Annotated in this window: 29 protein-coding genes; 18 read left to right on the top strand and 11 right to left on the bottom strand. The window is 62.0% G+C overall.

Annotated features, from left to right (window positions below; translation table 11 throughout):
* The first annotated feature begins 177 nt into the window (after positions 1-177).
* The gene (locus ACWNC0_RS20295) at positions 178-2,109 is read left to right on the top strand and encodes a ribonucleoside-diphosphate reductase subunit alpha (RefSeq protein WP_449474250.1); all 1,932 of its coding nucleotides are present in this window, start codon (positions 178-180) and stop codon (positions 2,107-2,109) included.
* Between the two features lie 67 nt (positions 2,110-2,176).
* Here the strand turns inward: ACWNC0_RS20295 and ACWNC0_RS20290 are convergent, their stop codons facing one another.
* Complete coding sequence (locus ACWNC0_RS20290) at positions 2,177-2,431, bottom strand: DUF2171 domain-containing protein (RefSeq protein WP_449474680.1); 255 nt, start codon at positions 2,429-2,431, stop codon at positions 2,177-2,179.
* 89 nt (positions 2,432-2,520) lie between these two features.
* On the opposite strand from ACWNC0_RS20290, the gene ACWNC0_RS20285 reads away from it, so the two are divergent.
* The 4 genes from ACWNC0_RS20285 (at position 2,521) to ACWNC0_RS20270 (ending at position 5,603) form a co-directional block, all read left to right on the top strand.
* A complete protein-coding gene (locus tag ACWNC0_RS20285) occupies positions 2,521-3,576 on the top strand; it encodes a ribonucleotide-diphosphate reductase subunit beta (protein ID WP_449474249.1) in 1,056 nt (351 codons plus the stop codon).
* Positions 3,577-3,581: 5 nt separating this feature from the next.
* Positions 3,582-4,532 (top strand): hypothetical protein, encoded by a 951-nt coding sequence (locus ACWNC0_RS20280; RefSeq protein ID WP_449474247.1) that lies wholly within the window; start codon positions 3,582-3,584, stop codon positions 4,530-4,532.
* Between the two features lie 68 nt (positions 4,533-4,600).
* Positions 4,601-4,792 carry a hypothetical protein gene (locus ACWNC0_RS20275; RefSeq protein ID WP_449474246.1) on the top strand — a complete coding sequence of 64 codons (192 nt, stop codon included), beginning with the start codon at positions 4,601-4,603 and terminating at the stop codon, positions 4,790-4,792.
* Positions 4,793-5,051: 259 nt separating this feature from the next.
* A complete protein-coding gene (locus tag ACWNC0_RS20270) occupies positions 5,052-5,603 on the top strand; it encodes a glycine zipper 2TM domain-containing protein (RefSeq protein ID WP_449474244.1) in 552 nt (183 codons plus the stop codon).
* Here the strand turns inward: ACWNC0_RS20270 and ACWNC0_RS20265 are convergent.
* Positions 5,600-6,040 carry a thermonuclease family protein gene (locus ACWNC0_RS20265; RefSeq protein WP_449474243.1) on the bottom strand — a complete coding sequence of 147 codons (441 nt, stop codon included), beginning with the start codon at positions 6,038-6,040 and terminating at the stop codon, positions 5,600-5,602. The genes ACWNC0_RS20270 and ACWNC0_RS20265 overlap by 4 nt on opposite strands.
* Positions 6,041-6,350: 310 nt before the next feature.
* Positions 6,351-6,668 carry a hypothetical protein gene (locus ACWNC0_RS20260; protein WP_449474241.1) on the bottom strand — a complete coding sequence of 106 codons (318 nt, stop codon included), beginning with the start codon at positions 6,666-6,668 and terminating at the stop codon, positions 6,351-6,353.
* Between the two features lie 137 nt (positions 6,669-6,805).
* Between ACWNC0_RS20260 and ACWNC0_RS20255 the strand changes: the two genes are divergently transcribed.
* The 4 genes from ACWNC0_RS20255 (at position 6,806) to ACWNC0_RS20240 (ending at position 8,864) form a co-directional block, all read left to right on the top strand.
* The gene (locus ACWNC0_RS20255; protein ID WP_449474239.1) at positions 6,806-7,186 is read left to right on the top strand and encodes a RidA family protein; all 381 of its coding nucleotides are present in this window, start codon (positions 6,806-6,808) and stop codon (positions 7,184-7,186) included.
* Positions 7,187-7,191: 5 nt separating this feature from the next.
* Entirely contained in the window at positions 7,192-7,548 is a 357-nt protein-coding gene (locus tag ACWNC0_RS20250) for an ArsC family reductase (protein WP_196224626.1), read from the top strand.
* 51 nt (positions 7,549-7,599) lie between these two features.
* A complete protein-coding gene (locus ACWNC0_RS20245; RefSeq protein ID WP_196224625.1) occupies positions 7,600-8,025 on the top strand; it encodes an RrF2 family transcriptional regulator in 426 nt (141 codons plus the stop codon).
* 182 nt (positions 8,026-8,207) lie between these two features.
* Positions 8,208-8,864, top strand: coding sequence for an MBL fold metallo-hydrolase (locus ACWNC0_RS20240; protein WP_449474237.1), 657 nt, complete (start codon positions 8,208-8,210; stop codon positions 8,862-8,864).
* 3 nt (positions 8,865-8,867) lie between these two features.
* On the opposite strand, the gene ACWNC0_RS20235 is transcribed toward ACWNC0_RS20240, so the two are convergent.
* Positions 8,868-9,296: an MAPEG family protein gene (locus ACWNC0_RS20235; RefSeq protein ID WP_449474236.1), complete on the bottom strand. Its 429-nt coding sequence runs from the start codon at positions 9,294-9,296 to the stop codon at positions 8,868-8,870.
* A 210-nt stretch (positions 9,297-9,506) separates the two neighbouring features.
* On the opposite strand from ACWNC0_RS20235, the gene rpmF reads away from it, so the two are divergent.
* From rpmF to ACWNC0_RS20210, 5 genes are all read left to right on the top strand, one after another.
* Positions 9,507-9,686, top strand: coding sequence for a 50S ribosomal protein L32 (gene rpmF, locus ACWNC0_RS20230; RefSeq protein ID WP_081570365.1), 180 nt, complete (start codon positions 9,507-9,509; stop codon positions 9,684-9,686).
* 65 nt (positions 9,687-9,751) lie between these two features.
* Entirely contained in the window at positions 9,752-10,777 is a 1,026-nt protein-coding gene (gene plsX / locus ACWNC0_RS20225; protein WP_449474679.1) for a phosphate acyltransferase PlsX, read from the top strand.
* Positions 10,774-11,742, top strand: coding sequence for a beta-ketoacyl-ACP synthase III (locus tag ACWNC0_RS20220; RefSeq protein WP_449474235.1), 969 nt, complete (start codon positions 10,774-10,776; stop codon positions 11,740-11,742). Before plsX ends, ACWNC0_RS20220 begins: the two co-directional genes overlap by 4 nt.
* A 125-nt stretch (positions 11,743-11,867) precedes the next feature.
* Positions 11,868-12,164, top strand: a complete 297-nt coding sequence (gene ihfA / locus ACWNC0_RS20215) for an integration host factor subunit alpha (RefSeq protein ID WP_449474233.1) — start codon at positions 11,868-11,870, stop codon at positions 12,162-12,164.
* A gap of 81 nt (positions 12,165-12,245) precedes the next feature.
* Entirely contained in the window at positions 12,246-12,608 is a 363-nt protein-coding gene (locus ACWNC0_RS20210) for a MerR family transcriptional regulator (RefSeq protein WP_449474232.1), read from the top strand.
* Positions 12,609-12,810: 202 nt separating this feature from the next.
* On the opposite strand, the gene ACWNC0_RS20205 is transcribed toward ACWNC0_RS20210, so the two are convergent.
* Entirely contained in the window at positions 12,811-13,353 is a 543-nt protein-coding gene (locus tag ACWNC0_RS20205; RefSeq protein WP_449474231.1) for a SixA phosphatase family protein, read from the bottom strand.
* Positions 13,350-16,100, bottom strand: coding sequence for an ATP-dependent DNA helicase (locus ACWNC0_RS20200; RefSeq protein WP_449474229.1), 2,751 nt, complete (start codon positions 16,098-16,100; stop codon positions 13,350-13,352). The genes ACWNC0_RS20205 and ACWNC0_RS20200 overlap by 4 nt, the downstream gene beginning before the upstream one ends.
* Positions 16,101-16,276: 176 nt before the next feature.
* On the opposite strand from ACWNC0_RS20200, the gene ACWNC0_RS20195 reads away from it, so the two are divergent.
* Positions 16,277-17,854 carry a lysine--tRNA ligase gene (locus ACWNC0_RS20195; protein WP_449474227.1) on the top strand — a complete coding sequence of 526 codons (1,578 nt, stop codon included), beginning with the start codon at positions 16,277-16,279 and terminating at the stop codon, positions 17,852-17,854.
* A 241-nt stretch (positions 17,855-18,095) separates the two neighbouring features.
* On the opposite strand, the gene ACWNC0_RS20190 is transcribed toward ACWNC0_RS20195, so the two are convergent.
* From ACWNC0_RS20190 to ACWNC0_RS20180, 3 genes are all read right to left on the bottom strand, one after another.
* On the bottom strand, positions 18,096-18,569 hold the full coding sequence (locus ACWNC0_RS20190; RefSeq protein WP_449474225.1) for an RcnB family protein: 474 nt from the start codon (positions 18,567-18,569) through the stop codon (positions 18,096-18,098).
* A gap of 185 nt (positions 18,570-18,754) precedes the next feature.
* The gene (locus ACWNC0_RS20185; protein ID WP_449474224.1) at positions 18,755-19,432 is read right to left on the bottom strand and encodes a 2OG-Fe(II) oxygenase; all 678 of its coding nucleotides are present in this window, start codon (positions 19,430-19,432) and stop codon (positions 18,755-18,757) included.
* Positions 19,433-19,530: 98 nt separating this feature from the next.
* The gene (locus tag ACWNC0_RS20180) at positions 19,531-20,394 is read right to left on the bottom strand and encodes an RcnB family protein (RefSeq protein ID WP_449474222.1); all 864 of its coding nucleotides are present in this window, start codon (positions 20,392-20,394) and stop codon (positions 19,531-19,533) included.
* A gap of 295 nt (positions 20,395-20,689) precedes the next feature.
* Here ACWNC0_RS20180 and ACWNC0_RS20175 point away from each other — a divergent pair, with 295 nt between their 5' ends.
* The 3 genes from ACWNC0_RS20175 to ACWNC0_RS20165 all read left to right on the top strand — a co-directional run bounded on the left by ACWNC0_RS20175 (position 20,690) and on the right by ACWNC0_RS20165 (position 24,617).
* Positions 20,690-21,175 (top strand): biliverdin-producing heme oxygenase, encoded by a 486-nt coding sequence (locus tag ACWNC0_RS20175; protein ID WP_449474221.1) that lies wholly within the window; start codon positions 20,690-20,692, stop codon positions 21,173-21,175.
* Entirely contained in the window at positions 21,168-23,738 is a 2,571-nt protein-coding gene (locus ACWNC0_RS20170; RefSeq protein WP_449474219.1) for an HWE histidine kinase domain-containing protein, read from the top strand. The genes ACWNC0_RS20175 and ACWNC0_RS20170 overlap by 8 nt, the downstream gene beginning before the upstream one ends.
* A gap of 69 nt (positions 23,739-23,807) precedes the next feature.
* Positions 23,808-24,617 carry a DODA-type extradiol aromatic ring-opening family dioxygenase gene (locus tag ACWNC0_RS20165; RefSeq protein ID WP_449474217.1) on the top strand — a complete coding sequence of 270 codons (810 nt, stop codon included), beginning with the start codon at positions 23,808-23,810 and terminating at the stop codon, positions 24,615-24,617.
* A 12-nt stretch (positions 24,618-24,629) separates the two neighbouring features.
* Here ACWNC0_RS20165 and ACWNC0_RS20160 read toward each other — a convergent pair whose 3' ends face one another.
* Both ACWNC0_RS20160 and ACWNC0_RS20155 read right to left on the bottom strand, forming a co-directional pair.
* Entirely contained in the window at positions 24,630-25,166 is a 537-nt protein-coding gene (locus tag ACWNC0_RS20160) for a (2Fe-2S)-binding protein (RefSeq protein WP_449474215.1), read from the bottom strand.
* Positions 25,163-25,654: a DUF2721 domain-containing protein gene (locus ACWNC0_RS20155; protein ID WP_449474213.1), complete on the bottom strand. Its 492-nt coding sequence runs from the start codon at positions 25,652-25,654 to the stop codon at positions 25,163-25,165. The genes ACWNC0_RS20160 and ACWNC0_RS20155 overlap by 4 nt, the downstream gene beginning before the upstream one ends.
* Between the last annotated feature and the right edge of the window lie 8 nt (positions 25,655-25,662).

Below are 25,662 nucleotides of genomic sequence, written 5' to 3'. Positions count from 1 at the left end.
ATCGGGTTAACGGGGGTTACCCAACAGATTGTGATTGCACCGGCCGGACCGTTTTCCGGGCGAGAGGCGTTTTGTCTCATGCGATCCACTGCTGGCGCACCCCGCTGCCGTTCCGGGCGGCCTTACAAGATGAGGCTTGACCGAATCGAACGAAACAGGAACATTCGGGGGCTCGGAATGGATTTTCGTGACAGCGAACAGACAGGTGCAAGTGACGTGGCGACGGTAATCGACGAAGTGGTGGAAGCAGTGGCGGAAAAGAAGGCTGCGCCAGCCAAGGAAGCCGTGCGTTCTTCATCGTCCATCCAGGCGCGCCGGTTCGACGTGGTCACGGACGAAAGCCGCGATGCGCTGCTCACCGAGTTCGGCAAGGACACGCTGAAGGACCGCTATCTGCTGCCCGGCGAAAATTACCAGGACCTGTTCGCCCGCGTCGCCGCCGCCTATGCCGATGATCAGGGCCATGCCCAGCGCGTCTACGACTATATTTCGCGCCTGTGGTTCATGCCCGCGACGCCCGTGCTGTCCAATGGCGGCACCGGGCGCGGCCTGCCGATCAGCTGCTATCTGAACAGCGTCGATGACAGCCTGGAAGGCATCGTCAACACCTGGAACGAGAATGTGTGGCTGGCCTCGCGCGGTGGCGGCATCGGCACCTATTGGGGCAGCGTGCGCGGCATTGGCGAGCCGGTCGGCCTCAATGGCAAGACCAGCGGCATCATCCCCTTCGTCCGCGTGATGGATTCGCTCACCCTCGCGATCAGCCAGGGCAGTCTGCGCCGCGGGTCTGCCGCCTGCTATCTCGACGTCTCTCATCCGGAGATCGAGGAGTTCCTCGAAATCCGCAAGCCCAGCGGCGACTTCAACCGCAAGGCATTGAACCTCCACCACGGCGTCCTGCTGACCGACGAGTTCATGGAGGCGGTCCGCACCGGCGCTGAGTTCTCGCTCAAATCGCCCAAGGACGGTTCCGTCCGTGGCACGGTCGATGCGCGCAGCCTGTTCCAGAAGCTGGTGGAAACCCGCCTGGCGACCGGCGAGCCCTATATCGTCTTCTCCGACACCGTGAACAGCATGATGCCCAAGCATCATCGCGATCTCGGCCTGAAAGTTTCGACTTCCAATCTTTGTTCAGAAATCACACTGCCGACGGGTCGCGACCATCTCGGCAATGACCGGACGGCGGTTTGCTGCCTTTCGTCCCTGAATCTGGAAACCTGGGACGAATGGAATAAGGACCCCGTCTTTGTCGAGGACGTCATGCGCTTCCTCGACAATGTGCTGCAGGACTATATCGACCGTGCGCCGGACGAAATGGCGCGGGCGAAATATTCCGCGGGACGTGAACGGTCAGTGGGCCTGGGGGTGATGGGGTTCCACTCCTTCCTCCAGGCCCGTGGCCTTCCCTTCGAAGGGGCGATGGCCAAGAGCTGGAACCTGCGCATCTTCAAGCATATCAGCGAGAAGGTGAACGACGCCTCGATGCAGCTCGCGGTCGAGCGTGGGCCGTGCCCCGACGCCGCCGACATGGGCGTGATGGAGCGGTTCAGCTGCAAGATGGCGATCGCGCCCACCGCGTCGATCAGCATCATCTGCGGCGGCACTAGCGCCTGTATCGAGCCGATCCCGGCGAACATCTACACACACAAGACGCTGTCCGGCAGCTTCGTGGTGAAGAACCCCTATCTGGAAAAGATCCTGCGCGACAAGTCGAAGGATTCGACCAACGTCTGGAACACGATCCTCGAACGCGGCGGGTCGGTGCAGCATCTCGATTTCCTGAGCCAGGAAGAAAAGGACACGTTCAAGACTAGCTTCGAAATCGACCAGCGCTGGCTGCTCGAACTCGCCGCCGACCGGACGCCCTTCATCGATCAGGCGCAGTCGCTCAACCTGTTCATTCCGGCGGACGTGGAAAAGTGGGACCTGATGATGCTCCACTTCCGTGCGTGGGAGCTGGGCATCAAGTCGCTTTACTATCTGCGGTCAAAGTCGGTGCAGCGCGCGGGGTTTGCGGGGGGCGTGGAAGCCGACAACACGATCGACGCACCGAAATTCGAGCTGGCTGGGGGAAGCACAGACTATGACGAATGTCTTGCGTGCCAATGAGTTAATGGGGGGGATGGGCGCGGCGGCGGCAACGCTGACCGCGCCCACACATTCAGCCCCGGAGGCCTTACCCCTCGTCCTGTTCTTCTTCAAAGAGGACGGCGTTGGCACCGGTCGCAGACAGCCGCACAGTGCCATCCTCGTCAACCCCGGCGATCAGTCCCTGGCTGATATAATGATGATGCCCGGAGTGACTTCCCTGGCCGCTATCCGCCTTGATCAGCTTGATACGATCGCCATCGACGTGATCGACAGTGCCGACATGGACGCCATCAGCGCCAATAACCTCAGCATGTTCCTTGATGCTGGTAAGATCAACCATCATATTGCTCCTGTGCCGGGAATGACAGGGACTGAACGTCCCGCGCCCGCGCAGGTTGCGCTTGTCCATTAATTCGCGGAGCCGACCCAATGCCCCTTCTTCAAGCCAGCAAGGTCTACAAGCCTTTCGAATATCCCTGGGCCTATGAATTCTGGAAGCGCCAGCAGCAACTCCACTGGCTGCCCGAGGAAGTGCCTCTGGGCGAGGATTGCCGCGATTGGGCGCAAAAGCTGTCCGATCACGAACGCAACCTGCTGACCCAGATTTTCCGCTTCTTCACCCAGGCGGACGTGGAAGTGCAGGACTGCTATCACGAAAAATATGGCCGCGTGTTCAAGCCGACCGAGGTCAAGATGATGCTGACCGCGTTCAGCAACATGGAAACGGTCCACATCGCCGCCTACAGCCATCTGCTCGACACGATCGGCATGCCTGAAACCGAATATTCGGCGTTCATGCAGTATAAGGAGATGAAGGATAAGCATGACTATCTGAGCCAGTTCGGCGTCGATACGGACGAGGATATCGCCAAGACGCTGGCGATGTTCGGCGGCTTTACCGAAGGGCTCCAGCTCTTCGCTTCCTTCGCCATGCTGATGAACTTCCCGCGCTTCAACAAGATGAAGGGCATGGGCCAGATCGTCACCTGGTCGGTGCGCGATGAGACGCTGCACTGCGAAGGCATCATCAAGCTGTTCCACGCCTTCACCAAAGAGCGCGATTGCCTGACGCCGTCGGTCAAGGACGACATCATGGACATGTGCCAGAAGACGGTGCGGATCGAAGACGCGTTCATCGATCTCGTCTTCGAAATGGGTCCGGTCCCCGGTATGACGCCCAAGGACATCAAGAAATATGTCCGTTACATCGCCGACTGGCGCCTGGGACAGCTGGGTTTGAAGCCCATCTACATGATCGACGAGCACCCGCTGCCGTGGCTGACGCCGCTGCTGAACGGCGTCGAGCACGCCAACTTCTTCGAAACCCGCGCGACGGAATATTCGAAGGGCGCGACGCGCGGCCAGTGGAATGAAGTGTGGGATGCGTTTGATCGGCGGAAGCAGCTTAAGGCTGGCGATGCGGCCAATGCGGACGAGGTGAGCGATCCGGACATGTTCAAGGCTGCGGGGATTGCGGCGGAGTAGGTCACATGGTTTCGATTTTTCGACTTCCAATCAGCCTTAAATCTGACGAATCCCAAGGTGAGTTGGGATTTGAGGATTTGGATGGTTCGCGTCTAAATCCGTTGGGGATGGGAGTTCTCAGCGACGGAACTCCTTTTCTCACGCAGCGTGGATTGGCACTTATTTGCGGAGTTGAAAACGCCCATATTGGAACCATCAGTTCCCAATGGAACGAAGACGTCCCTAAGCCGCGCATCAACAAAATACGCGATATCTTAGCAAGGAATGGGCATCAGCTTGAGGCCGCGCACGTGGTCGTGCGTGTAGGTGGGCGAGTTTTCTATGCCTATCGAGAAGAAATTTCACTCGCCGTTATAGAATATTACGCCTTCGAAGCGAATAATATACAAGAAGAGGCGCGCGACAATTTCCGCGTTCTGGCACGGAAGGGGTTCAGAGATGCTATCTATGAATCTATCGATTATCAGCCTACTCAAAATGTAGCTGATCTATGGCGGCCCTTTCATGACCGAGTTTCTTTGGTTTATAACAGCGCCCCTGAGGGATATTTCAGTATATTCAAGGAGAGTGTCGAGGTTACTGTAACTCTAGGCCAAGAAGGTATTTATGCGAACGACGCGTTGATACCAGACATCAGTATTGGCCGTTGCTGGAGCGATTTTTGGCAGAAAAATGCTTTATCACAGCGGTTCGGTGATCGCCTAGAGTATGAGCACAATTATCCGGATTATTTTCCGCAGGCCATTTCGAATCCCCAAACGCCTTGGTGTTATCCTGAAGCTGCCTTGGGAGAATTCAAGCGATGGCTTCGTGAGGATTACATCCGGGGCGGAAAATTTTCAAACTACGTGCGCGGTCAAATAGGAAAGAAGGGCATAACGTCTGAGTTGGCCAATCGAGCTCTGACGGCCTACAATCTGCCGGGTCTGCCTGCGCTGCGTCAGGCAAGGCTGTGACGCTTCGGCAAATTCCGTCCTGTATGGAGAGGCACTATCTCTTAACTTCTGCCCCTTATCCTCCGCCTATGTTCGGCGTCCGGCTCTCCTCGCTCTTCACCAGCCGCTGGATGGCGCTGTTATGGTCGGTGCTGGTGATCCTTACGGCCATTCAGTTCGTCGGCTCAGGCGATCAGGATCATGATGAGGCGGCTGCACCCGCCTCCGCTTCCGACACATTCACGGCGGACCAGCAGAAGGCCATTGAGCGCGCTTTCTAAAAGTGCCTGAAAATCCTATTTCCCTGTCCTACAGCCTCCCGCCAATGTTAAGCTGGCTGCGGCTCTTTGACCCTGTAGAAAATGGCAGAATTCTGCGACCAAGAACGGTGTGAACTTCGACACTCCGCCACTCTTCCGTGTGCGCAATCCGTCAACCTGTCCGCCCGCTGAATGCAATGTTTTGTTCCGTTCATGCAACGTCCATCGGCATTCATGTGTTTAGCTCAACAGCCTGATACATTATGGCAAGGAGCATCACATGAACTTCTCGATCAAGCGCGCCATCGCCGCTTTTTCGCTGGGCGCTATGACGGTGACTGGCGTTGCTGCGACCCCTGCTTTTGCACAGCCTGGCCATGGCCGACATGACGAGCGCCATGGCGGCAAACATGACCGCGACTGGCGGGGCGACCGCGATCGCCATGACCGTGGCTGGCGCGGCGATGATCGCCGCCACGACAATGGCCGCCACAATGGCTGGCGCCGTCCCGGTGGCGTTGTCTACAGCTATGACTGGAACCGCCCGGATCGCCGCTATGGCAGCCGCTATCGGCCCGATCGCTATTATCGCAGCGGCTATGAGCCGATCCGCGTGACGCGCGGGACGCGTATCTATCGCGGCTATGACGATCGCTATTATTGCCGCCGTTCGGACGGCACGACTGGCCTGATCGTCGGCGCGGCGCTGGGCGGGTTGCTCGGCGGGCAGCTGGATCGCGGCTATTCGAACACTGCTGGCGTGCTGATCGGCGCGGGTGCGGGCGCTCTGCTCGGCCGCGAGATCGACCGCGGCGGTATCAGCTGCCGCTAACTACGGCACCATGGCTGGCGCGCTCCGGTCCAAGGGCGCGCCAGACCTTCGGCGACCAGCAGCGCACCGATCGACCGGCCCTGCCGCGTCACGATGCGCAGGGTCCGTCCATAGCGATCCCGTTCCCGCTCTACCGGCATGAGTGAAAAGGCGCCCGCATTGAGCAGCGCCAGCAACCGCTGCGTTGCCCGCGTGCCCAGCGCGCCCTCGGCACTGCAACGCGGCCCGTGGGTTTCCGGCGTGTCGATGTCGGCGATGCGGATTTTGGTCCCCGCCATCCAGAATGTGTCTCCATCGACCACGCAATCCGGCCCGCCTATGCCGTGGCACAGGCCGAAGCGCGAAGAAGGATTTTCCGCCCGGACAGGCCCCGCCGATCCGATCAGCAGGATATGGAGGGCGAGGAGGGGAGGAAGCAATTTGCACAGGCGGATCATCCCGCCAACCTAGGCTGCGTTGCTGGCGGCGCGCGGCTAAGCTGATCCGTTTACCCGCCGTTATGGCGGCTTTGGGCCTTCAGGGCTTCGTGATCTTTATCTGGATCACTCAATTCCGTTCGGGCTGTCCGGACGAGTCACTTGCCTAATTCGGATGTCGAAGCCCTCTTCTTTATAAAAAAGAAGTAGAACCCTTCGACAGGCTCAGGGCGAACGGTAACAGGGGCAGTACCGATTTAGGGCACGCCGCTCCAGCGGCTGGGGCTGGAAGGCGCATGAAGGGGAGGGCACGCCTTATCCCGCCTCGGCGCTATTCCTCGTCTTCGGTGTTGCCGAGATAGTCTTCCTCATCATCCATCTGCGGTTCTCCCGCGAAGGCGTCATTGTCGATCCGTCCGGAACGGTTCATTTCCTCCATCCGCTCGACCAGGTCGGGCGTGTCTTCGGGGATGATCTGCGCGGGGTTTGGGGTTCCGCCCCGTTCGCTGTCCTCCGACAGGTCGGTGCTGCGCGCGCGGGCGTCGTCGGCAACATCCTGCGCCTGCGATCCCCTGTCCCTCTGCTCGTCATTTTCCTCGATATCGTCGGGAAAGCGGTCCTTGTCCGACTGATCCTTTGGCTGGTCCATGGCATGTCTCCTTGCCTGCCCAACCGATCAACCGGGGCGCCCGTTCCATGGCTGTCCAAAAGGCGCTGGACAGGGGAGACGGCAGGGGGCAAGAGCCGCCCGATCCCTTTCATCGCTACCCCTTCGAAGGAAATCCCATGTCCCGCAAACTCATCTCCTCGGGTTCGCCTTTCGAGGCGCAGGTCGGCTATTCGCGCGCCGTGGTTCAGGGTGACTGGTGCTTCGTCGCCGGCACGACCGGGACTGATCCCGAAACCAAGACGATGCCCGAAAGCGTCGTCGATCAGGGCGTCAACGCGCTGAAGGTCATCGGCAAGGCGCTGGAAGAAGCAGGCTTTTCCTTCGCCGACGTCGTGCGCGTGACCTATTATATCACTGACCCGGCCTATTGGGATGAACTGGGCAAAGCGACCGCGCCCGTGTTCGGCGAGATTCGCCCTGCGGCAAGCTGCGTCGTCGCTGGCCTCATCAAGCCGGAGATGAAGATCGAGATCGAAGTCACCGCGTTCAAAGGCTGACCCCCATGATTACCATGTATGGCATCAAGAATTGCGACACCATCAAGAAGGCGCGCAATTTCCTAGACAATGAGCGCGTCTCCTACAGCTTCCACGACTATAAGGTGTCCGGCGTGGACAAGGGCAAGCTGGAGGAGTGGGTGATGGAACATGGGTGGGAAACCATCCTCAACCGTTCCGGCACGACCTTCAAGGCGCTGGACGCGGGCGACAAGGCGCATATCGACGCGGAAAAGGCGATCCTGCTGATGAGCACCAACCCGTCGATGATCAAGCGGCCAATCCTGGACGTTGGCGGGCGGACCGTCGTTGGCTTCAAGGCTACCACCTATGAAGAAGCGTTGAGCAAGGTGAAGGCCTGATCGGCCCCGCGGCGACTTGTCAAATGAGGCGCGGGGGCGAATAACGGGAATATGCTTTCGCAGAAGACCCGTTACGCCATCCGCGCTCTCCAGCATCTTGCCGACCGCTACCGCCAAGGCCCCGTGCCGCTGAACGAGATTGCGACGCGGCAGAATATTCCGGCGAAGTTCCTGACGGTCATCCTGTCCGAACTCTCCCGCGAAGGGCTGGTGGCCACGCAGCGCGGGCGGGACGGGGGCTATTGGCTCGCGCTGGCTCCGGTCGACATCAGCTATGGCGACATCGTGCGGCTGACCCGAGGATCGCTGGCGCTGACACCCTGTGCCAGCCGATTCGCGCATGAGACCTGCACTAATTGCCTGCCCGAATCGGAATGCAGGCTGCATCGCGTGATGCTGCGCGTGCGGGACGAGACGGCGAAGGTGCTGGATGGCATCAGCCTGGCCGAACCGCTGGCGATGGAAGACGCGGGCTAGGGCCGATCGACATTCAGGATATGGCGAGCCGAAAATGGTGGTTTTCCGTGAGCCGGAGCGCAGCGTACTCAAAGTACGTGAGCACCGGAAGCGCGGAGAACCGCCATTTGCAGGCCGCCAGAACTGAATGTCGGTCGGCCCTAGCTCTTGCGCGCCGCGTTCGGCTTCGCCACATCTCCGCCATGACCACGCCTCCGCTAAAAGCCGCTCTGATTCCCGTCACCCCGCTGCAGCAGAATTGCACGCTCTTCTGGTGCACCGCCACCAACCGAGGTGCTTTCGTCGATCCGGGCGGGGACTTGCCACGGCTGAAGGCGGCCGCCGAGCAGCAGGGTGTGACGATCGAAAAGATATTGGTGACGCACGGCCATATCGACCATTGCGGTGAGGCAGGCGTGCTGGCCAAGGAACTCGGCGTTCCGATCGAAGGGCCGCACGAGGCCGATCGCTTCTGGATCAGCCGCCTGGAAGAGGACGGCCGCAATTACGGCGTGAACGGAAAGATCTTCGATCCTGACCGCTGGCTGGCCGATGGCGATCAGGTGACGGTCGGCGATCTGGTGCTGGACGTCTATCATTGCCCGGGCCACACGCCCGGCCATGTCGTGTTCCATCACGCGCCCAGCAAGCTGGCGATCGTCGGCGACGTGCTGTTCCAGGGATCGATCGGCCGCACGGATTTCCCGATGGGCAATCACCAGCAGCTGATCGACGCCATCACGGGCAAGCTTTGGCCGCTGGGTGGCGACACTGCCTTCGTGCCAGGCCACGGCCCGATGAGCGATTTCGCCCATGAGCGCCGCACCAATCCCTTCGTTGGTGATGCGGTCCTCGGCTAACGGCTAGCGCGCGGCCATGGCTGGTGGCGCAGGCACCGCACGGGTCGCATGATAGGCAACATAGAGGGCAGCCACTGCCAGCGCCGCCGTCACTACCCAGGTGAGCATCGCGCCGCTTGCCCGCCAGGCGTTAGGGCGATCCGCGTCCATGCCTATCCCGTGCGAAGCGCGCGCGATGACATAGGTCAGCGCGCCTATCCACAGCCACAGCGGCGATCCGATAGCCAATTCGACCAGCGCGAAGAGAATGAGGATGATCGGCGTATATTCGGCGAAGTTCGCATGCGCGCGTATCCGGCGCGCAAGCAATTGATCGCCGCCATCGCCATGCAACACCTTGCTGCCGACGCGAATCCGGGCGCAGCGAAATGCGAGCCACAGGTTGAGAAGCGCGCAGGCAGCGGCCAAGGTCAGCGTGATCGGCAACAGCATCGCATGTTTCTCCCTATCCTTACGTTGGCGGTACAATAGGCGGCCATCGTTTCGGGGCAAGGAAGGACTTGCGCCCCTGCCAAAAAACGCTATAGGCGCAGGGCTTCGCGATCACCCGGGCCGCATGGGTCTGCGGCGCCTGTGGCGTCGATATTCATCGGATTTCGGCCAGTCGCTTAACCAGATCTAATTATGGAATAAGGTGCCGACATGGCTGTCCCCAAGAGGAAAACTTCCCCGTCCCGTCGCGGCATGCGTCGCAGCCACGACGCGCTGCGCGTTGAAGCGTTCCAGGAATGCTCGAACTGCGGTGAACTCAAGCGCCCGCATAATCTGTGCGACGCCTGCGGCCACTATAACGGCCGCGAAGTCGTTGCCGTCGGGGCCTGACGACACACTCCCTCCTGCAAAGGTGTCCTGAAGTGTCCAGCCAACCGCGAATCGCAATCGACGCGATGGGCGGGGATGAAGGCGTGCGCGTGATGATGGCGGGTGTAGCGCTCGCCCGTCACCGCCACGAAGGGCTACGCTTCACCCTTTTCGGAGACGAGGCGCGGATCAAGGCCGCGCTCGACAATCATCCGAATCTGCGTGCCGCTTCCGAAGTGGTGCACGCCAGCGATGTCGTGTCTGCGGGGGACAAGCCCAGCGCCGCCATCCGCAAGAAGGCCAGCTCCATGAGCATGGCGATCGCTGCGGTGAAGGCTGGCGAGGCGGGCGCTGCGGTCTCGTCGGGTAATACCGGCGCGTTGATGGCGATGGCCAAGCTGGCGCTGCGTACCATGCCGGGGATTGATCGGCCCGCTCTGGCGGCTTTGCTGCCTACGCTCGGCGACAATGACGTGGTCATGCTGGACCTGGGCGCCAATACAGAGTGCGACGCCCGCAACCTGGTGCAGTTTGCGGTGATGGGCGCGGCCTATGCGCGCATCGCTTTCGATCTTGAGCGCCCGCGCGTTCGCATCATGAACATCGGCACGGAAGACATGAAGGGCACGGAAGAAATCCGTGACGCTGCCGCGATTCTTCGCGCTGCGACGAGCCTGCCTCTGTCGTTCGATGGCTTTACCGAAGGTGACAAGATAGGACGTGGTGAGGCTGATGTGATCGTCAGCGACGGTTTTTCCGGCAATGTGGCGCTGAAGACGGCGGAGGGCACGGCCCGTTTCGTCACCGACCTGCTGCGGACGGCCTTTACCAGTTCTATCCGGTCCAAGATCGGATTCCTGATTTCCAAGCCCGCCATGCACCTGCTCAAACATCATCTGGACCCCAACAACCATAATGGTGCGGTGTTTCTGGGCCTGAACGGTGTTGTGGTGAAAAGTCATGGCAACGCCAATGACAAGGGCGTCGCCAATGCCGTCCATGTTGCTGCGCGGCTGTTGGAAGAAGATATTACGCGGCGTATCGCCGCCGACATGGCGGGTGTTAGCGCGCTTTCGGCCGTGGCGTCCAAACAGGAGCTCGCCGCAAAGTGATTCGCAGGTCCGTTCTTCTGGGTACGGGGTCGGCTCTCCCGGTTCGCGCTGTCAGCAATGCTGAACTAGCGGAGACCGTGGACACGAGCGACGAATGGATCGTCGAGCGCACCGGCATCCGCAATCGCCACATCGCGGGCGAGGGCGAAACAACCGCAAGCCTTGCGACCGATGCTGCTTGCGCGGCACTGGATGCGGCGGGTCTGGCGGCGCAGGATATCGACCTCATCATTCTGGCGACGGCCACGCCGGACCAGACCTTTCCCGCCAGCGCGACCATTGTGCAGGCAGCGCTCGGAATCAATGATTGCGTGGCGTTCGACGTCGCGGCTGTGTGCTCGGGCTTCCTCTACGCGGTGACGGTGGCGGACAGCATGATCCAGTCTGGCGCCGCGCAAAAGGCGCTGGTGATCGGGTCGGAGACGTTCAGCCGCATTCTCGACTGGGAAGATCGGACGACCTGCGTCCTGTTCGGGGACGGCGCGGGGGCGATCGTACTGGGCGCGGAGGAAAGCGCAGACGGCGCGCGCGGCATATTGGCCTCAAAGCTGCATGCTGACGGTCGGCACAACCAGCTTCTCTATGTCGATGGCGGGCCTTCGACGACGAAGACGGTCGGCAAGCTGCGCATGAAGGGGCAGGAAGTCTTCCGCCATGCGGTCGTCAACCTTGCCTCGGTACTGACCGAGGTCATGGAAATAGCAGGCCTCGGCACGGACCAGATTGACTGGCTGATCCCTCATCAGGCGAATGCGCGCATTCTGGATGCCACCGCGCGGAAGCTGAAGCTGTCGCCCGATCGGGTCGTCATGACGGTGGATCGCCACGCCAATACTTCCGCCGCTTCGGTGCCATTGGCGCTTGATCTGGCCATGCGTGACGGCCGGATTAAGTCCGGCGACCTGCTCGTGCTGGAGGCGATGGGCGGGGGCTTTACCTGGGGCGCTTGCGTCCTTCGGGTCTAAGCCAAGGCATCTACCCGGAATTCTTTGACTTTCTTCGGCGAGTCATCTTGCCGAATCACTCAGCTTATCGCACAATTTACCATTGTCGTCGGCATTGACCCGGCGAATGAAGGTGGGGACGTTCGATGACTGGCAATGGCACCCTGACACGCGCAGATCTGGCGGAAAGCGTCAATCGTCATATTGGCCTTTCACGATCCGAGGCCGCCGCGCTTATCGAGTCCATATTGGAACATATGACCTCCGCACTGGAACGCGGGGAAAATGTGAAGATATCGAGCTTTGGCACCTTCGTTCTGCGCGACAAGACCCAGCGCATGGGCCGTAATCCCAAGACAGGGGTTGAGGTGCCCATCGAACCGCGCCGCGTGTTGACCTTCCGCGCCAGCCAGACCATGCGGGACCGCGTTGCCGCATCCTGATAGGTTAGGCCCTAAGGATAGCTGCCAGTTAATCCCGCGCATGGTTGACCTTTGCGCCCTGATAGGTGCAACATCGGACCCATGGAAAAGGCAGAGGGTGCGTTCCTGACGATTAGCGAGCTGTCCGGGGAACTGGGGCTTCCGCAGCATATTCTGCGTTACTGGGAAACGCGTTTTCCCCAACTGCGTCCTCTCCAGCGGTCGGGTAATCGCCGCTATTACAGGCCAGCGGATGTGGCGCTGGTCAGGCGCATCAATCAGTTGTTGAACGAAGAGGGCTTCACGGTGCGGGGCGCGCAAAAGGCGCTTGCCGATGGGATAGCCGTGGCGAAACCCGTCGCTGTTCCGGCTCCTGCTGTTTCGGTCAAGCCTGAGGGGGGTGCGGATTTGCTGGATCGGCTTCAGGCGATCCGGGCGGCCTTGTCGAAGGCTATTGGGGAGTAAGTTCAGCGCCTCGTGTTTACTTAGCGCTTCGTGCTCTAACTTAGTGCCGCCCTTTAAACCGGTTCGCCCCAAGCTTGTCGAAGGGCTTTACTGCCCCTCAAAAAGAAGAGGGCTTCGACAAGCTCAGCCCGAACGGAGGTGGGTGGTCCGGGTTGAACTCACTCTGCGCCAGCAGCGACCTTGGTCAATTATAACAGCTGATTTAACGCGATTCCGGGCCTAGCGCCGGATCCAGATCACGCGGGCGGGTGAAGCTCATCAGCGTTCCCGCGTTCGGCGCGACGTCCGCCCAGGCATCGACATCCATATCCAGAACCGCGATGCTGGCGGTTGGAAACTTCACTTCCACATCGCCGCGTAGCGGGCTGGCGTTATTGTCCGGCACCAGTTCCAGGATCAGTTCCTCAAGGCCGGGATTATGTCCCGCCAAGATCACGTTGCTTGCAGTGTCGGGCAGGTCGCGCAGCACATCCAGCAGCGTTGCCACGGACGCCAGATATATGCGGCGATCCCAATGAGGATCGAGCGGCTGGCCGTAGCCTTCAAGGAAGGTGTCGAGAGTCTGCACGACCCGCACCGCGGGAGATGCGACGAGAAAGTCGAACTGCATTTTCCGGCTGCGGGCGTATTGACCGATCAGCAGCGCCGCCTTTTCCCCGCGCCGGTTCAGCGGCCGGTCGAAATCCCGCTCTACCGGATCGTCCCAGTCGGACTTGGCGTGGCGCAACAGGGTCAACCGCTTCATCTTTGCTCCAGGTCGGGAATGCCGGATTCGTGTCCTCGTTGCCCTAGCGGCATGCCGTCGCCAAGGCCAGCGTGGCAATGGGCGCTGACCGCAATGATCGCTTCGTCAAGGGTGACGCGGCGAATGGGCGTCCCCGGTGGAAAGGCGCTGAGCAGACGACTGGGCATCGCGGCCGACAATATGACGAAGCTGCCGCGATCCTCGGCGCGGCGGATGAGGCGGCCGAAGGCCTGGGCAAGGCGCGCGCGGATGAGCCGATCGTCATAGGCGGCGCCCCCTCCTGCGAGACGGCGGGCGGCGTGCAGCACCGTGGGCTTCGACCAGGGAACGCCCTCCATGACGACGAGCCGCAGCGAATGGCCGGGCACATCGACCCCGTCGCGCAAGGCGTCCGTGCCGAGGAGCGAAGCACGCGGGTCATCGCGGAAAATGTCGATCAGCGTTCCGGTGTCCATCGGATCGACATGCTGGGCGTAGAGCGGCAGGCCCGCCCGCGCCAGACGATCGGCGATGCGGGCATGGACTGCGCGCAGCCGCCGTATAGCCGTAAACAGGCCGAGCGTGCCACCGCCTGCGGCCTCGATCAGGCGCCCATAGGCGCCTGACAGTGCGGCAATGTCGCCGCGCTTGATGTCGGTGACGACCAGCACCTCGGCGCGGCCGGGATAGTCGAACGGGCTTGCCGCTTCGAACCGTTGGGCACCGTGCGGGAGATGGCTCGCCCCGCTGCGGCTTTCCGCATTGTCCCAGTCACCGCCGCCCTTGAGCGTCGCGGAGGTGACAAGCACGCCCTGAGCAGGTTTCAGCACGGTTTCAGCCAGGGGCCGGGTAGGGTCCAGCCAGTGGCGATGGATGCCGATGTCGAATTCCCGGCCTTCGATGCGATCGACCGTCATCCAGTCGACGAAATCCGCATCAGCCGGGCCGCCGATCCGGGCCAGCAGCGCGAGCCAAGCGGCGATGAGGTCGCACCGCCAGCCGAGCGAAGCAATCGCGCCTTCGATCCGTGCGCGGGCTGCGCCGTCGAGCCAATCGGGCGCATCCTCGATGACTGCCTCCAGCCGTTTGCTAAGCCGGTTGAGCGGCCGCAGCAAAGCGTCGAGCGCCAGCGCCGCCTCCTGCGCGGCTTCGACCAGCGGGCCATCTGGCTCGGCAACTTCCGTTTCCAGTCCATAGCCTGTGTCCGCTTCCCCAACGTCGGCGGCGCGGGCATAGACGGTGCCACGCACCGCGGCGAGCAGCTGTTCAAGTGGTCCGAAGGGTTCCCCCGCGACGATCCGTTTCAGCCACTCATCGGCTGGCAGCGCGCGCGCGGCGTCCGCCGCCGCGCGGATCGCCTGGCCGCCTTCCTCGTCATAGCTGGCCAGATCCGAAAGGCGGGCGGCAAGACCGCGCCGCCGACCGCGCGAATTGCCTTCAGGTCCCATGACCCAGCGGCGCAGCTCGATGGCTTCCTGCCCTGACAAGGCGACGGAAAAGGTGGAGTCGGCCGCGTCGAAAAGGTGATGGCCCTCATCGAAGATGATGCGCTGGGGCCGCTGGCCTGTCTCACGACCGCGCGCGGCGTTGATCATGACGAGGGCGTGATTGGCGATGACGATGTCCGCGTCGGCCGAGGCGCGCGCCGATCGTTCGATGAAGCATTTTCGATAATGCGGACAGCCCGCGTAGATGCATTCGCCCCGGCGGTCGGTCAACGCGGTCGATCCATTGCGGCGGAACAATGTCGGCAGCCAGCCCGGCAGGTCGCCGCCGACCATGTCGCCGTCTTTGCTGAACGCCGCCCAGCGCGCGACGAGTTGGGCCAGGATCGCCGCGCGGCCGGAAAAACCGCCCTGCAATGCATCTTCCAGGTTCAGCAGGCAGAGGTAATTTTCGCGCCCCTTGCGTACGACGATCCGCCGCGCTGCCGTTGCCGGATCGGGGAAGAGGCGCAGGCTTTCGCGGTCAAGCTGCCGTTGGAGCGCTTTGGTATAGGTCGATATCCACACCGTGCCTTGCGCCTGCGATGCCCAAAGCGAGGCCGGGGCGAGGTAGCCCAATGTCTTGCCGATCCCGGTGCCAGCCTCCGCCAGCAGCATGTTGGGTTGATCCCGATGTTGTCGCGGGCGGAAGCTTTCCACGGCTGCCGCCGCATAAGCGCGCTGCCCCGGCCGGGCTTCCGCCTCGCTACCGGTCAGATGCGCCAACCGCGCCAACACCGCCTCTTCGTCGAGGGAGATGGTGCGCGGGGCTGGACGCGGCGGTGTTTCCTCCCATTCGGGCAGGCGGGAGAAAAGCCAGCGTTCCGCTTCGGACGGTCGGCTTATCCGGGGCGCGATCAGCGGCGCCCATGGCCAGCGGAGGCGGTGCAGCGTTTGGGCGGAAGTCCAGCCGCCTTCCCGCTCGGTCCATGAAGGCGATCCGAGCATGTCCAGCAGCGCGGCGGTGGCGGCTTGCAGCAGCTGCGGAATGTCCGCTTCACTGCTCGGCCGTTCCAGGCCGAGCGCTTCGGCAAGGCCCTTGGGCGTGGGAACAAGGAAGCGGGCCGGGTGGACGAAAGCCCAAAGCTCCAGCAGGTCTAGGCCGTTAAGTTCAGGATAGCCGAGCCGTTGCCCCGTCAGCGGCGCATTGAGCAGCAAAGTGGGTGTCTCTGCGGCGCAGGCGATGGCCGCTCCCTTTGCAACCGCCCGGGTGTCTTCACCCTCGCGCAACCAGATCCCACCATGGCTGGCATGAAGGGCGGGCAGGGCAGTGGGGTCGATCACTCCAATCGCTTAGGCGACCGGGAACAAAAGGGAAACCGGAAAAAGGCTCAACTCAGCTTGCGCGGCGGCCAAATCCGGTTGGCCGCAAGGAAAAGGCGCGCGGGGCAAAGCCGCGTCCGCCGCTGTACGGAAAGACGTTCCATTTCCGGCCTTCCAAGGCTAGGGGCATGTGCATCATGACCGTGTCCGATATCCTCCGCACCGCCGCTCTGGCGTCCAAGGCCTGGCCCTATGAAGAAGCGCGCAAGCTGCTGAAGCGCTACCAGAACGGCGCTCCCGACAAAGGCCATATCCTGTTCGAGACCGGCTATGGCCCGTCCGGTCTGCCGCACATCGGCACCTTCAACGAAGTGTTGCGCACGACGATGGTGCGCAACGCCTATCATGCGCTGTCCGATATACCCACGCGCCTGATTGCGTTCAGCGACGATATGGACGGGCTGCGCAAGGTGCCCGACAATGTGCCGAACCAGGCGATGCTGGCCGAACATCTTGGCAAGCCGCTGACCCAGGTGCCCGATCCGTTCGAGAAGTTCGAAAGCTTCGCGCACCACAATAACGCCATGCTGCGCGAATTTCTGGACCGCTTCGGTTTCGATTATGAATTTGTGTCCGCGACCGATCGGTACAAGTCCGGCGCGTTCGACGACGCGCTCAAGAATGTCCTGCGTCACTATCAGGACATCATGGACATTATGCTGCCGACCCTGCGCAAGGAACGGCAGGCGACCTATTCGCCTGTGCTGCCGATCAGCCCGAAGAGCGGCATCGTCCTTCAGGTGCCGATCGAGGTGCTGGACGCCGACGCCGGGCTCGTCCGGTTCGAGGATGAGGGCGAGATGATCGAGCAGTCGATCCTGTCCGGCGGCGCGAAACTGCAATGGAAGGTCGACTGGGCGATGCGCTGGGTCGCGCTGGGCGTCGATTATGAGATGGCGGGCAAGGATCTGATCGATTCGGTGACCCAGTCGTCCAAGATCTGCCGCGCGCTGGGCGCCCGCCCGCCCGAAGGCTTCAACTATGAGATGTTCCTGGACGAGAAGGGGGAGAAGATCTCCAAGTCCAAGGGCAATGGCCTGAGCCTTGAACAGTGGCTGACCTACGGGCCGCAGGAAAGCCTGGCCTTTTACGCCTATCGTGAGCCCAAGAAGGCCAAGCAGTTGCACATGGGCGTGATCCCGCGCGCGGTGGACGAATATTGGCAGTTCCGGGTCAACTATCCCAACCAGCAGGTCGAGCAGCAACTCGGCAATCCGGTGCATCATATCCATGATGGAAAGCTGCCTGACGGCAAGCTGCCGGTGACCTTCGGCCTGCTGCTCAATCTGGTCGGCGTCATGGGCGACGCCAGCCGGGAACAGGTGTGGGGATATCTGCAAAATTATGTCCCTGAAGCGAGCGCGCAGACCTACCCTGAACTGGACGCACTGATCGGGCATGCGCTGGCCTATCATCGCGACTTCGTGGCGCCCACGCTGAAGCGTCGCGCGCCGGAGGCCAATGAAGCCGAGGCGCTGCGCAGGCTGGACGCGGAACTGGCGGCGCTGGGCGATGGCGCCACCGCCGAAGATATCCAGAATATCGTTTATGCGATCGGCAAGGACGAGGCCTTTGGCTTTGCGGAACTGCGGGACTGGTTCAAGGCGCTGTATCAGACGTTGCTGGGCGCCGATCAGGGGCCGCGCATGGGCAGCTTCATCGCCCTTTATGGCGTGGCAAATAGCCGCCGCCTGATCGCGGAGGCGCTGGGTTGACGCAGGGGAACATTAGCCGACCCTAAGCGTTCCTATTCCGGTCCACCCCCTTTCGGACTGATGGTGCGCCCTGTGCGTGCCATCGGCCGCGCCTGCTCGGAGACGGGCGGCGCGGCCAAGGGGACTTCCAAAAATTGAGATACTGGCTGCGATCGCACCGCGACCGCTCTTCTTGTGGCGAAAGAAATAGCGAACGGCTCCGAACCGAAGTCCGGAGCCGCGCTTAGTCGTTAGTTCGGCGTTACCAGAAGAAGCCCCGATGGACCTCCATCACGCGCCCGCTGCGGACGTTTACCAACAGCACGTCATTATAATGCCTTACCCAGCGCAGGTTGCGGTTCGCGGGCCGGGGCAGGCGATAGCGATAGGGATCGCTGATATAGTAGCGGGAATTATAGAAGCCCGGGCGTAATTGAGACCCGACTTCCCAGCGATTGTAGCGGAAGGGCGCGCGCCAGTTGCCGCCGCGATAGACGTCGCGGTGCGAACGGCGATAGTCGCGCCAATCTTCGCGCATTTCCTGCCTGGCGTCGCGGACATCGCGGCGCTCTTCCCGTACATCGTGACGTGAGCCATGGCGTTGCGCGTCGCGCAGTTCGCGCTGCTCCTGACGTAGGTCCCGCGCACTGTCGCGCACTTCGCCGCGCGACTGGGCCATGACCGCGCTAGGCATCGCGGTCGCTGCGATAAGGCCGAGGATGATCAACTTACGCATATATTTTCTCCCATCAGCTTGGCGGCCTGAACCGGCTGGGATCAAACTTTCATCCCCTGGGCCGGTTCCGTCACCAACAATGGGGTTATGCATTCCGGCCGCTGAACCTGTGGGGAACAGTACTGTCAGGAATCAGTCATTTATGTCGCAACTTGTATCACGGCTGTGAAGAGGCGCGCTTGCGATCAGTGTACCCAGCGCCGCTCCCGAAACCATTTGGTCACGACATATTTGACGCCATTTTCCACGGGCCGGGCGGCATGCAGGCTCATCGGATTGGGCGAACCGTCGGCCTTCAGGTTGTTCCAGATGAGGATCATCCCCTCAACGGGAGGCACCTTGAACTCACAATGGGGAAAATGCGTCTCCCCGCCGGCTCCAACCGGCGACAGATAGATCATCGCCGTCCAACTGCGCTGCCCGCCCTTTTTCATCATCGCGGGCCAATAGTTGGCGGTGACCGGAAAATAGTCGCAATGGGCCTTATATTCCTGACCAACCGCATAGCGCTGACCTTGCAAGGTTTCGCCATTTTCGGGCGGCAAGCCGGTCAGCGCGCAAATCCGGCGGCTGATGCCATCGACCAGCGGGTGCCAGGGGCTAAGGTTGCAGCTGTGGCTGGTGCGGTAGTCGGCATTCGCGCTGCCGGAAAACAGCGTGGAGGGCTGGGCGTCGGCGTCGATCAGCGCGCGCAAGCCTTTGCATTCCTCGGCGCTGAGGAAGTCATGGCGGCCGTAGATTTCAAGGTTCGCGGCGTCGATCCGGCTGACCAAGGGGTTGCGGTCCAGCTTTGCGCGCACCGCATCGCCGATCTTTGCCCGAGTGGCCGAAGCGATGCCGCCATCATCAATCACGTCCGTCATGCCCGCTTCCTGCCGCCGTCGTCCCGTCGGTGCAAATGAAAAGGGCCTGACGCACATGGCGCCAGGCCCAGATGAAATCAGCGGATATGATCCTCCGCTTACCAGAAGAAATCGTGGATCACGTCTACGACATAGCCGTCCCGGATATCGACCAGCAGGGCATCGTCATAATAGCGCACCCAACGCAGCGTGCCGTAGGCAGGCGGCAGGCGATAGGACCATGGATCGTTAATCCAATAGTTGTTCGCGAACAGCAAGCTGTTCAGGAAGATGCCTGTCGAAAAGCTTCTGTAGCCATAGCTCCATCCGCGCGGCGCATAATAGCGGCCCATCCGGTAGCGGTCGCTGTAGCGTGAGCGATAGCTGCGCCAGTCATAGCGGCGGTCCTGCCGCCAGTCATTGTCCCAACGACGCTGGCCGTTCCAGCGGGTGCGATCATCGAACCGGCGATTGCCCGCCAGGCTGCCGCGCCAGTTGTTGCCGCTGTCGAGGCGCCCTTCTGGGCGTCCATCCCGACGATCATCACGCCGGTCCTGTCGCCTGTCGTCGCGACTGCCGCGCCAGCCCGCCTGGTTGTTGTCCCGGCGGTCATCCCGCCACTGCGGACGATCGCCAACGGCCCGTTCCCGGACGCGCGTATCGTTGCGCCGCGCATCGCGAGGAGCATCAGGGCGTGATTCCGCAGCACGCCACTGTCGATTAGGCTGTGCCGGAACAGTCTGTACCCGCGCGCGATCATTTACGCGTTCTTGCCAACGCTGCGTGGAAGCCTGGTCACGCACGCGGACGTTTCCGCGATCGCCATCCTGCCCGCCGCCACGGGGTGCCCGGCCTTCGTTCCGGCCAGACTGCTCACCCCCGCGATCGCGCCCTCCATCCTGCCCGCGTTGCGCATAGGCAGGGGCGACGCCACCCAGAACGGTGGCGGTCATCAGCCCCGCCAACATCATTTTCCTCAACATGGTCTTTTCTTTCCAAAAGGGGCGCCATGCCCCGCATGATTTCCCTTTTATGTATGTCGCCATGTCGCGACGCTGAACTCGTTCGTCAGCGATTTGAAAGAATCTCCCAAGTATAGATGGTCATTGGGACCTGGCGTACACAAATCGATTATTCGGTAGAAAATCGACCAACCACCGCCGTCAGGCTCAAAAACTGATCCAGATCAGTGCGCGCCTCGGTGTCAGCCTTTAGGAACGACGAGTGAAGAGAACGTCCAACGTCGGCCGAATTCGACAGGCCTTAAGAAAAGCGACGATGGAAAACCATCAGCGGGTGGATGATCTTTTTTCCGGCTTTTCGGTGGATTCCCCTGCGGAATATGGAGCCTTTCTGAAAGCGCATGCACGCGCGCTGATGCCGCTGGAACAGTTGGCGATGCCCGATTCTCCGCGCTTGCCCCAGTTGATGGAAGACCTTGCTCTATTGGGCGAGACGCTGCCGGAGCCATTGGAAACAACGGCGCATGCGGGCGAAGGGTTTCGGTGGGGTGCGCTCTACGCCCTGGAAGGTTCGCGGCTGGGTGGCGCCATGCTGGAGCGGCGCGTGCCTGCCGGGTTGCCCAGGGCCTATCTCAAGTCTGTCCACGGCCAAGGAAGCTGGATCGCCTTTCAGCAAGCGCTGGACAAGGCGGCGGATGGCGGTGGCCAGGATTGGATCGACAACGCGATACAGGGAGCGCAAGCCGCCTTCGCTCTGTTCGCGGCAGGTGCCGCGGCGGAACGGGTGAGCACTCATGGCTGAACGCGATGGACGGGAGATGGCCGACTTCGCCGTCGACATCAGCAACTGCGATCGCGAACCGATCCATGTGCCGGGCACCATACAGCCGTTCGGCTTTCTGGTTGCGCTGACCGCCGACTGGCTGGTTTCCCGCGTCTCGGCAAATTGTGAACAGTTCATCGGGCTGGCGCCTGAGCAGATGCTGGGCCAGCCGATCAGCGGCCTGTTCCGGGATGATGCGATTCACTCCCTGCGGAACCGGATCACGTTGCTGCGTGGCCCCGACGCGGTCGAGCGGATGTTTTCGCTGGTGCTGATCGAGGGCGTGCAGCCCTTTGACATCGCCGTTCATTTCTCGGGCTCGCTGGTGGTGATCGAGGCCGAACCGGCTTTCGCGGATGAGATCGAGGCGACCAGCATGGTGCGATCCATGGTCGCGCGGCTTGCTCAAACGGACAGCATGGCTGCCTTTCTGCGCGATGGAGCGAGGCAGGTGAGGGCCTTGACCGGATTCGACCGCGTCATGGTTTACCGCTTCGCCGATGGCGGCGACGGCGAAGTCGTGGCCGAAGCGTTGCGGCCCGGCATCGACAGCTTTTTCGGGCTGCATTACCCGGCTTCGGACATCCCGACGCAGGCCCGGGCGCTGTACCTGCGCAACATCTTCCGCGTCATCGCGGACGTGCGGGCAGAGCCGGTTCCGGTGATCCCGGTGCTTGATCCCACTGGCGCGGCGCTCGACATGTCGTTGTGCCTGCTGCGCGCGGTTTCCCCGATCCACATCGAATATCTCGGCAATATGGGCGTGGGGGCTTCGCTCTCCATCTCGATCATCGTCGAGGGGCGCTTGTGGGGCTTGTTCGCCTGTCACCATTATGGCCCGCGCCTGCCGACCTTCGCGCAGCGTAGCGCGGCTGAGCTGTTCGGACAGATTTTCTCCATGATGCTGGAAAGCCGCGAGCGGGCGGAGACGGCGGATTATGAGGGGAAGGCGCGGCAAGTCGCCGACCGCCTTATGTCCGCTGTTGCCCAGGATCATGATCTGCTGTCCAATGCCCGTTGGCTGGGGGACGTCATCTTCGACACCGTGCCCGCGGATGGCGTCGGCGTGTATATTGACGGGGACGTGACGCTGGCCGGTTTGACGCCGGACAGGTCCGCCTTTGCAGCGATCGTCTCGATGCTCAATCGGACAGCGGCAAGCCAAGTGTTCGCGACCGACTGCCTCTGCCGGGTGATGCCCGAAGCGGAAGCCTATGCCGATCGCGCGGCGGGCCTGCTCGCCATTCCGCTGTCACGGCGACCGCGCGACTATGTCGTGCTGTTCCGCGCGGAGCAGATGCGTTCGGTGCGCTGGGCGGGCAATCAGGAAAAGCATATCGAATATGGGCCGAATGGGCCGCGCCTGACCCCGCGCAAGAGTTTCGAAGAATGGTCGCAACTGGTGAAGGGCACGTCGGTGCCTTTCACCCCGGCAGAATTGCGCGTCGCGGAGGCATTGCGGACGGCTCTGCTGGAAGTGGTGCTGCGCCTTTCCGACTCCGCCAACGAGGAACGGCAGAAGGCGCATGAAAAGCAGGAACTGCTGATTGCCGAGCTGAATCACAGGGTCCGTAACATATTGTCGCTGATCCGTGGGCTTTTGTCCCAGACGCGCGACAATGCCCGTTCGGTGGACGAGTTTATCGACACGTTGGAAAGCCGTGTGCATGCGCTGGCCCGCGCCCATGACCAGATTACGGCTGACCGCTGGGCACCGGCACGGTTGCAGGACCTGATCGAGGTGGAGGCAGGGGCTTATCTGGGCGAGCGGCGCGACCGGGTCAAACAGACCGGCCCCAATGTACTGCTGACGCCGTCGGCCTTCACCGTGCTAGCCCTCGTCATTCATGAGTTGCTGACCAACGCCGCCAAATATGGCGCGCTGTCGGATGGTGGCACGGTTGCGATCGACTGGCGTGTCGATCCGGAGGGCAGCTTGCTGCTCGACTGGAATGAAAGCGGTGGCCCGGCCGTCGTCGCCCCGACCCGCCGGGGTTTCGGGTCCACCGTCATCGAACGGTCGATCCCTTATGATCTGGATGGCAAGGCAGAGATTACCTACCGCCTTTCCGGGTTGGAGGCGCATTTCTGCATCCCGTCCCAGCATATCGTGTCGGTTCTGCCGGACGTCACCGTTGGGGAAAGATCGAAGCCCGCGCCCGCTCCTGCTCCCGGCTTGCTAAAAGGGCGCAATGTCCTTCTGGTCGAGGACAATATGATCATCGCGATGGATGGCGAGGATGCGTTGCGCGATCTGGGCGCGGAAGTCATCACCGCCGCCAGCGTCGGGCGAGCGCGTGAAGCCATCGATCTGCATGCGATCGATTTTGCCGTCCTGGATTTCAATCTGGGCAATGAAACCAGCCTGCCGATCGCCGACATGCTCGCGGAAAATGGCATCAGCTTTCTGTTCGCGACGGGCTATGGCGATGGCCTGGACCTGCCCGAGCGGTTCAGCGGGATCACCTTGTTGAAGAAGCCCTATTCAGGCGCCACGCTCGCGCAGGCCATCGCTCCCATTATCGAGGCTGGCGAAGCGTAGGGGGGTGCGAAACGCACTGTTTCACGCCGCACACTTGCATGGTCAGGGGCAGCGCGCGATCTAGCGGTCATGAAACAGCCCAGCCTTTATATCCCGCACGGTGGCGGTCCTTGCTTCTTCATGGACCCCGCAGATCCCGACCGTCCCTACAGCGACCCGATGTGGCAGACGATGCAGGATTATCTGACGCAACTGGTCGAGAGTCTGCCCGAACGGCCGAGCGCGATGTTGATCGTGTCGGCGCATTGGGAGGAGCCGGTCCTTACCGTGCATAAGGGGGATCGTCCGGGCCTTCTGTTCGACTATTATAATTTCCCACCCCACACTTATTCCCTGAAATGGGATGCGCCGGGAGCGCCCGCCGTTGCCGACCGCGCCGCCCAACTGCTGCGCGACGCTGGCTTCCCCGTCGCGGAAGAGCATGGACGCGGCTGGGACCACGGCATCTTCATTCCGATGAAGGTCGCGCGGCCGCAGGCCGACATTCCCGTCGTGCAACTCTCGCTGAGAAAAGACCTCGACCCACAGGCGCATATCGCCACAGGCCGCGCGCTTGAGCCGTTGCGGGATGAAGGGGTCGTGATCATCGGGTCGGGGATGAGTTTCCACAATATGCGGGTGCAGGATTCGCAGGCGCGAACACCATCGCTATTGTGGCACGAGGCGTTGACTGACGCGGTGACGGATACGGACCCGCAACGGCGATCGGCACGTATTGCCGCGTGGGAGACGCTGCCGGAGGCGCGCTTCGCCCATCCTCGTGAAGAGCATCTGCTGCCGCTGATGGTGGCGCTGGGCGCGGGCGGCGATGATGTCGCGCAGGTTGATTATGACGACGCCGTGAGGGGATGGCCGGTATCGGCCTATCGGTTCGGCTAGGCGGCGGCGGGACTAGGGCCGCCGGAGCGCCGGGACGGCGCGGGCGGCCTCTTCGGGTGACACGCCGGGGGGCGGGGCTGCCTCTACCTGTTCCTCGCCGCGCATGACCTTTCCGGCGCGCTTGATGGCGCCACGCAGGCGGGGGTAGATGCCGCAACGGCATATGTTGGTGATGGCGGCATCTATATCTTCATCACTCGGGTCGTTGTTGCGCTTCAGCAGAACCGACGCCGCCATGAGGACACCGGGGATGCAATAGCCGCACTGCGACACGTTGTCGGCCGCGAAGACCTGTTGCAGCGGGTGGCCGCGATCGGGGGAAAGCGCTTCTATCGTGGTGACGAAGCGTCCTTCGGTCTCCCTAATGCTGACCTGGCATGAGCGCACCGCCTGCCCGTCGATATCGACCGTGCAGGCCCCGCAATCGCCCGTTCCACAGCCATATTTGGTGCCGGTCAGGTTGGATGCGTCGCGCAGCGCCCAGAGGAGTGGCGTGTCGGGGTCCATCCGATATTGGACCGGGCGGTCGTTGACCGTGAATTTGGTCATGCCTCCTCTTCCCCCTCCGCCTGGTGATAGAGGACTTCGTTGCGGATGCGGATGGTGCGCGATGCCAGGCGGATTTCCTGAATGAAGGTTGCAAAACCGCCCGCCTGAAGCAGCATCGCCAGACTGAACAGGATGGCAATGAGCGTGCCAAGATGCGCACCGAACAGGTTGCCCGCAAACAGCAGGATGACGACCAGGCAGACCGCGCATGCGGATGCCACCGAAAGGAAGATCGCGACGTTGACCACGTTCATGCGCCGGTCCAGCACGCGGATCTCGCCCACCATGCGGTCATGTTCCTTACCGCGCGACGTGAGTATTTTGCCTTCGACCAGCCTGGCGCGGTCGATAATCCGGGCAAGGCGCCCCGCACAGACGTTTAGGAAGGCGCCGATGCCCGCGAGCAGGAACACCGGCGCCAAAGCAAGCTGGATCGTCTGCGCGACCTGCGAAACCTGGGGCAGGGGGATTGTCGAGTGAAGTGCCACGCCCTTTA

This window comes from Sphingobium chungangianum, assembly GCF_977014255.1.
Note: the sequence above shows the minus strand (reverse complement) of the source record. Positions and strands in the feature narration are given on the sequence as shown.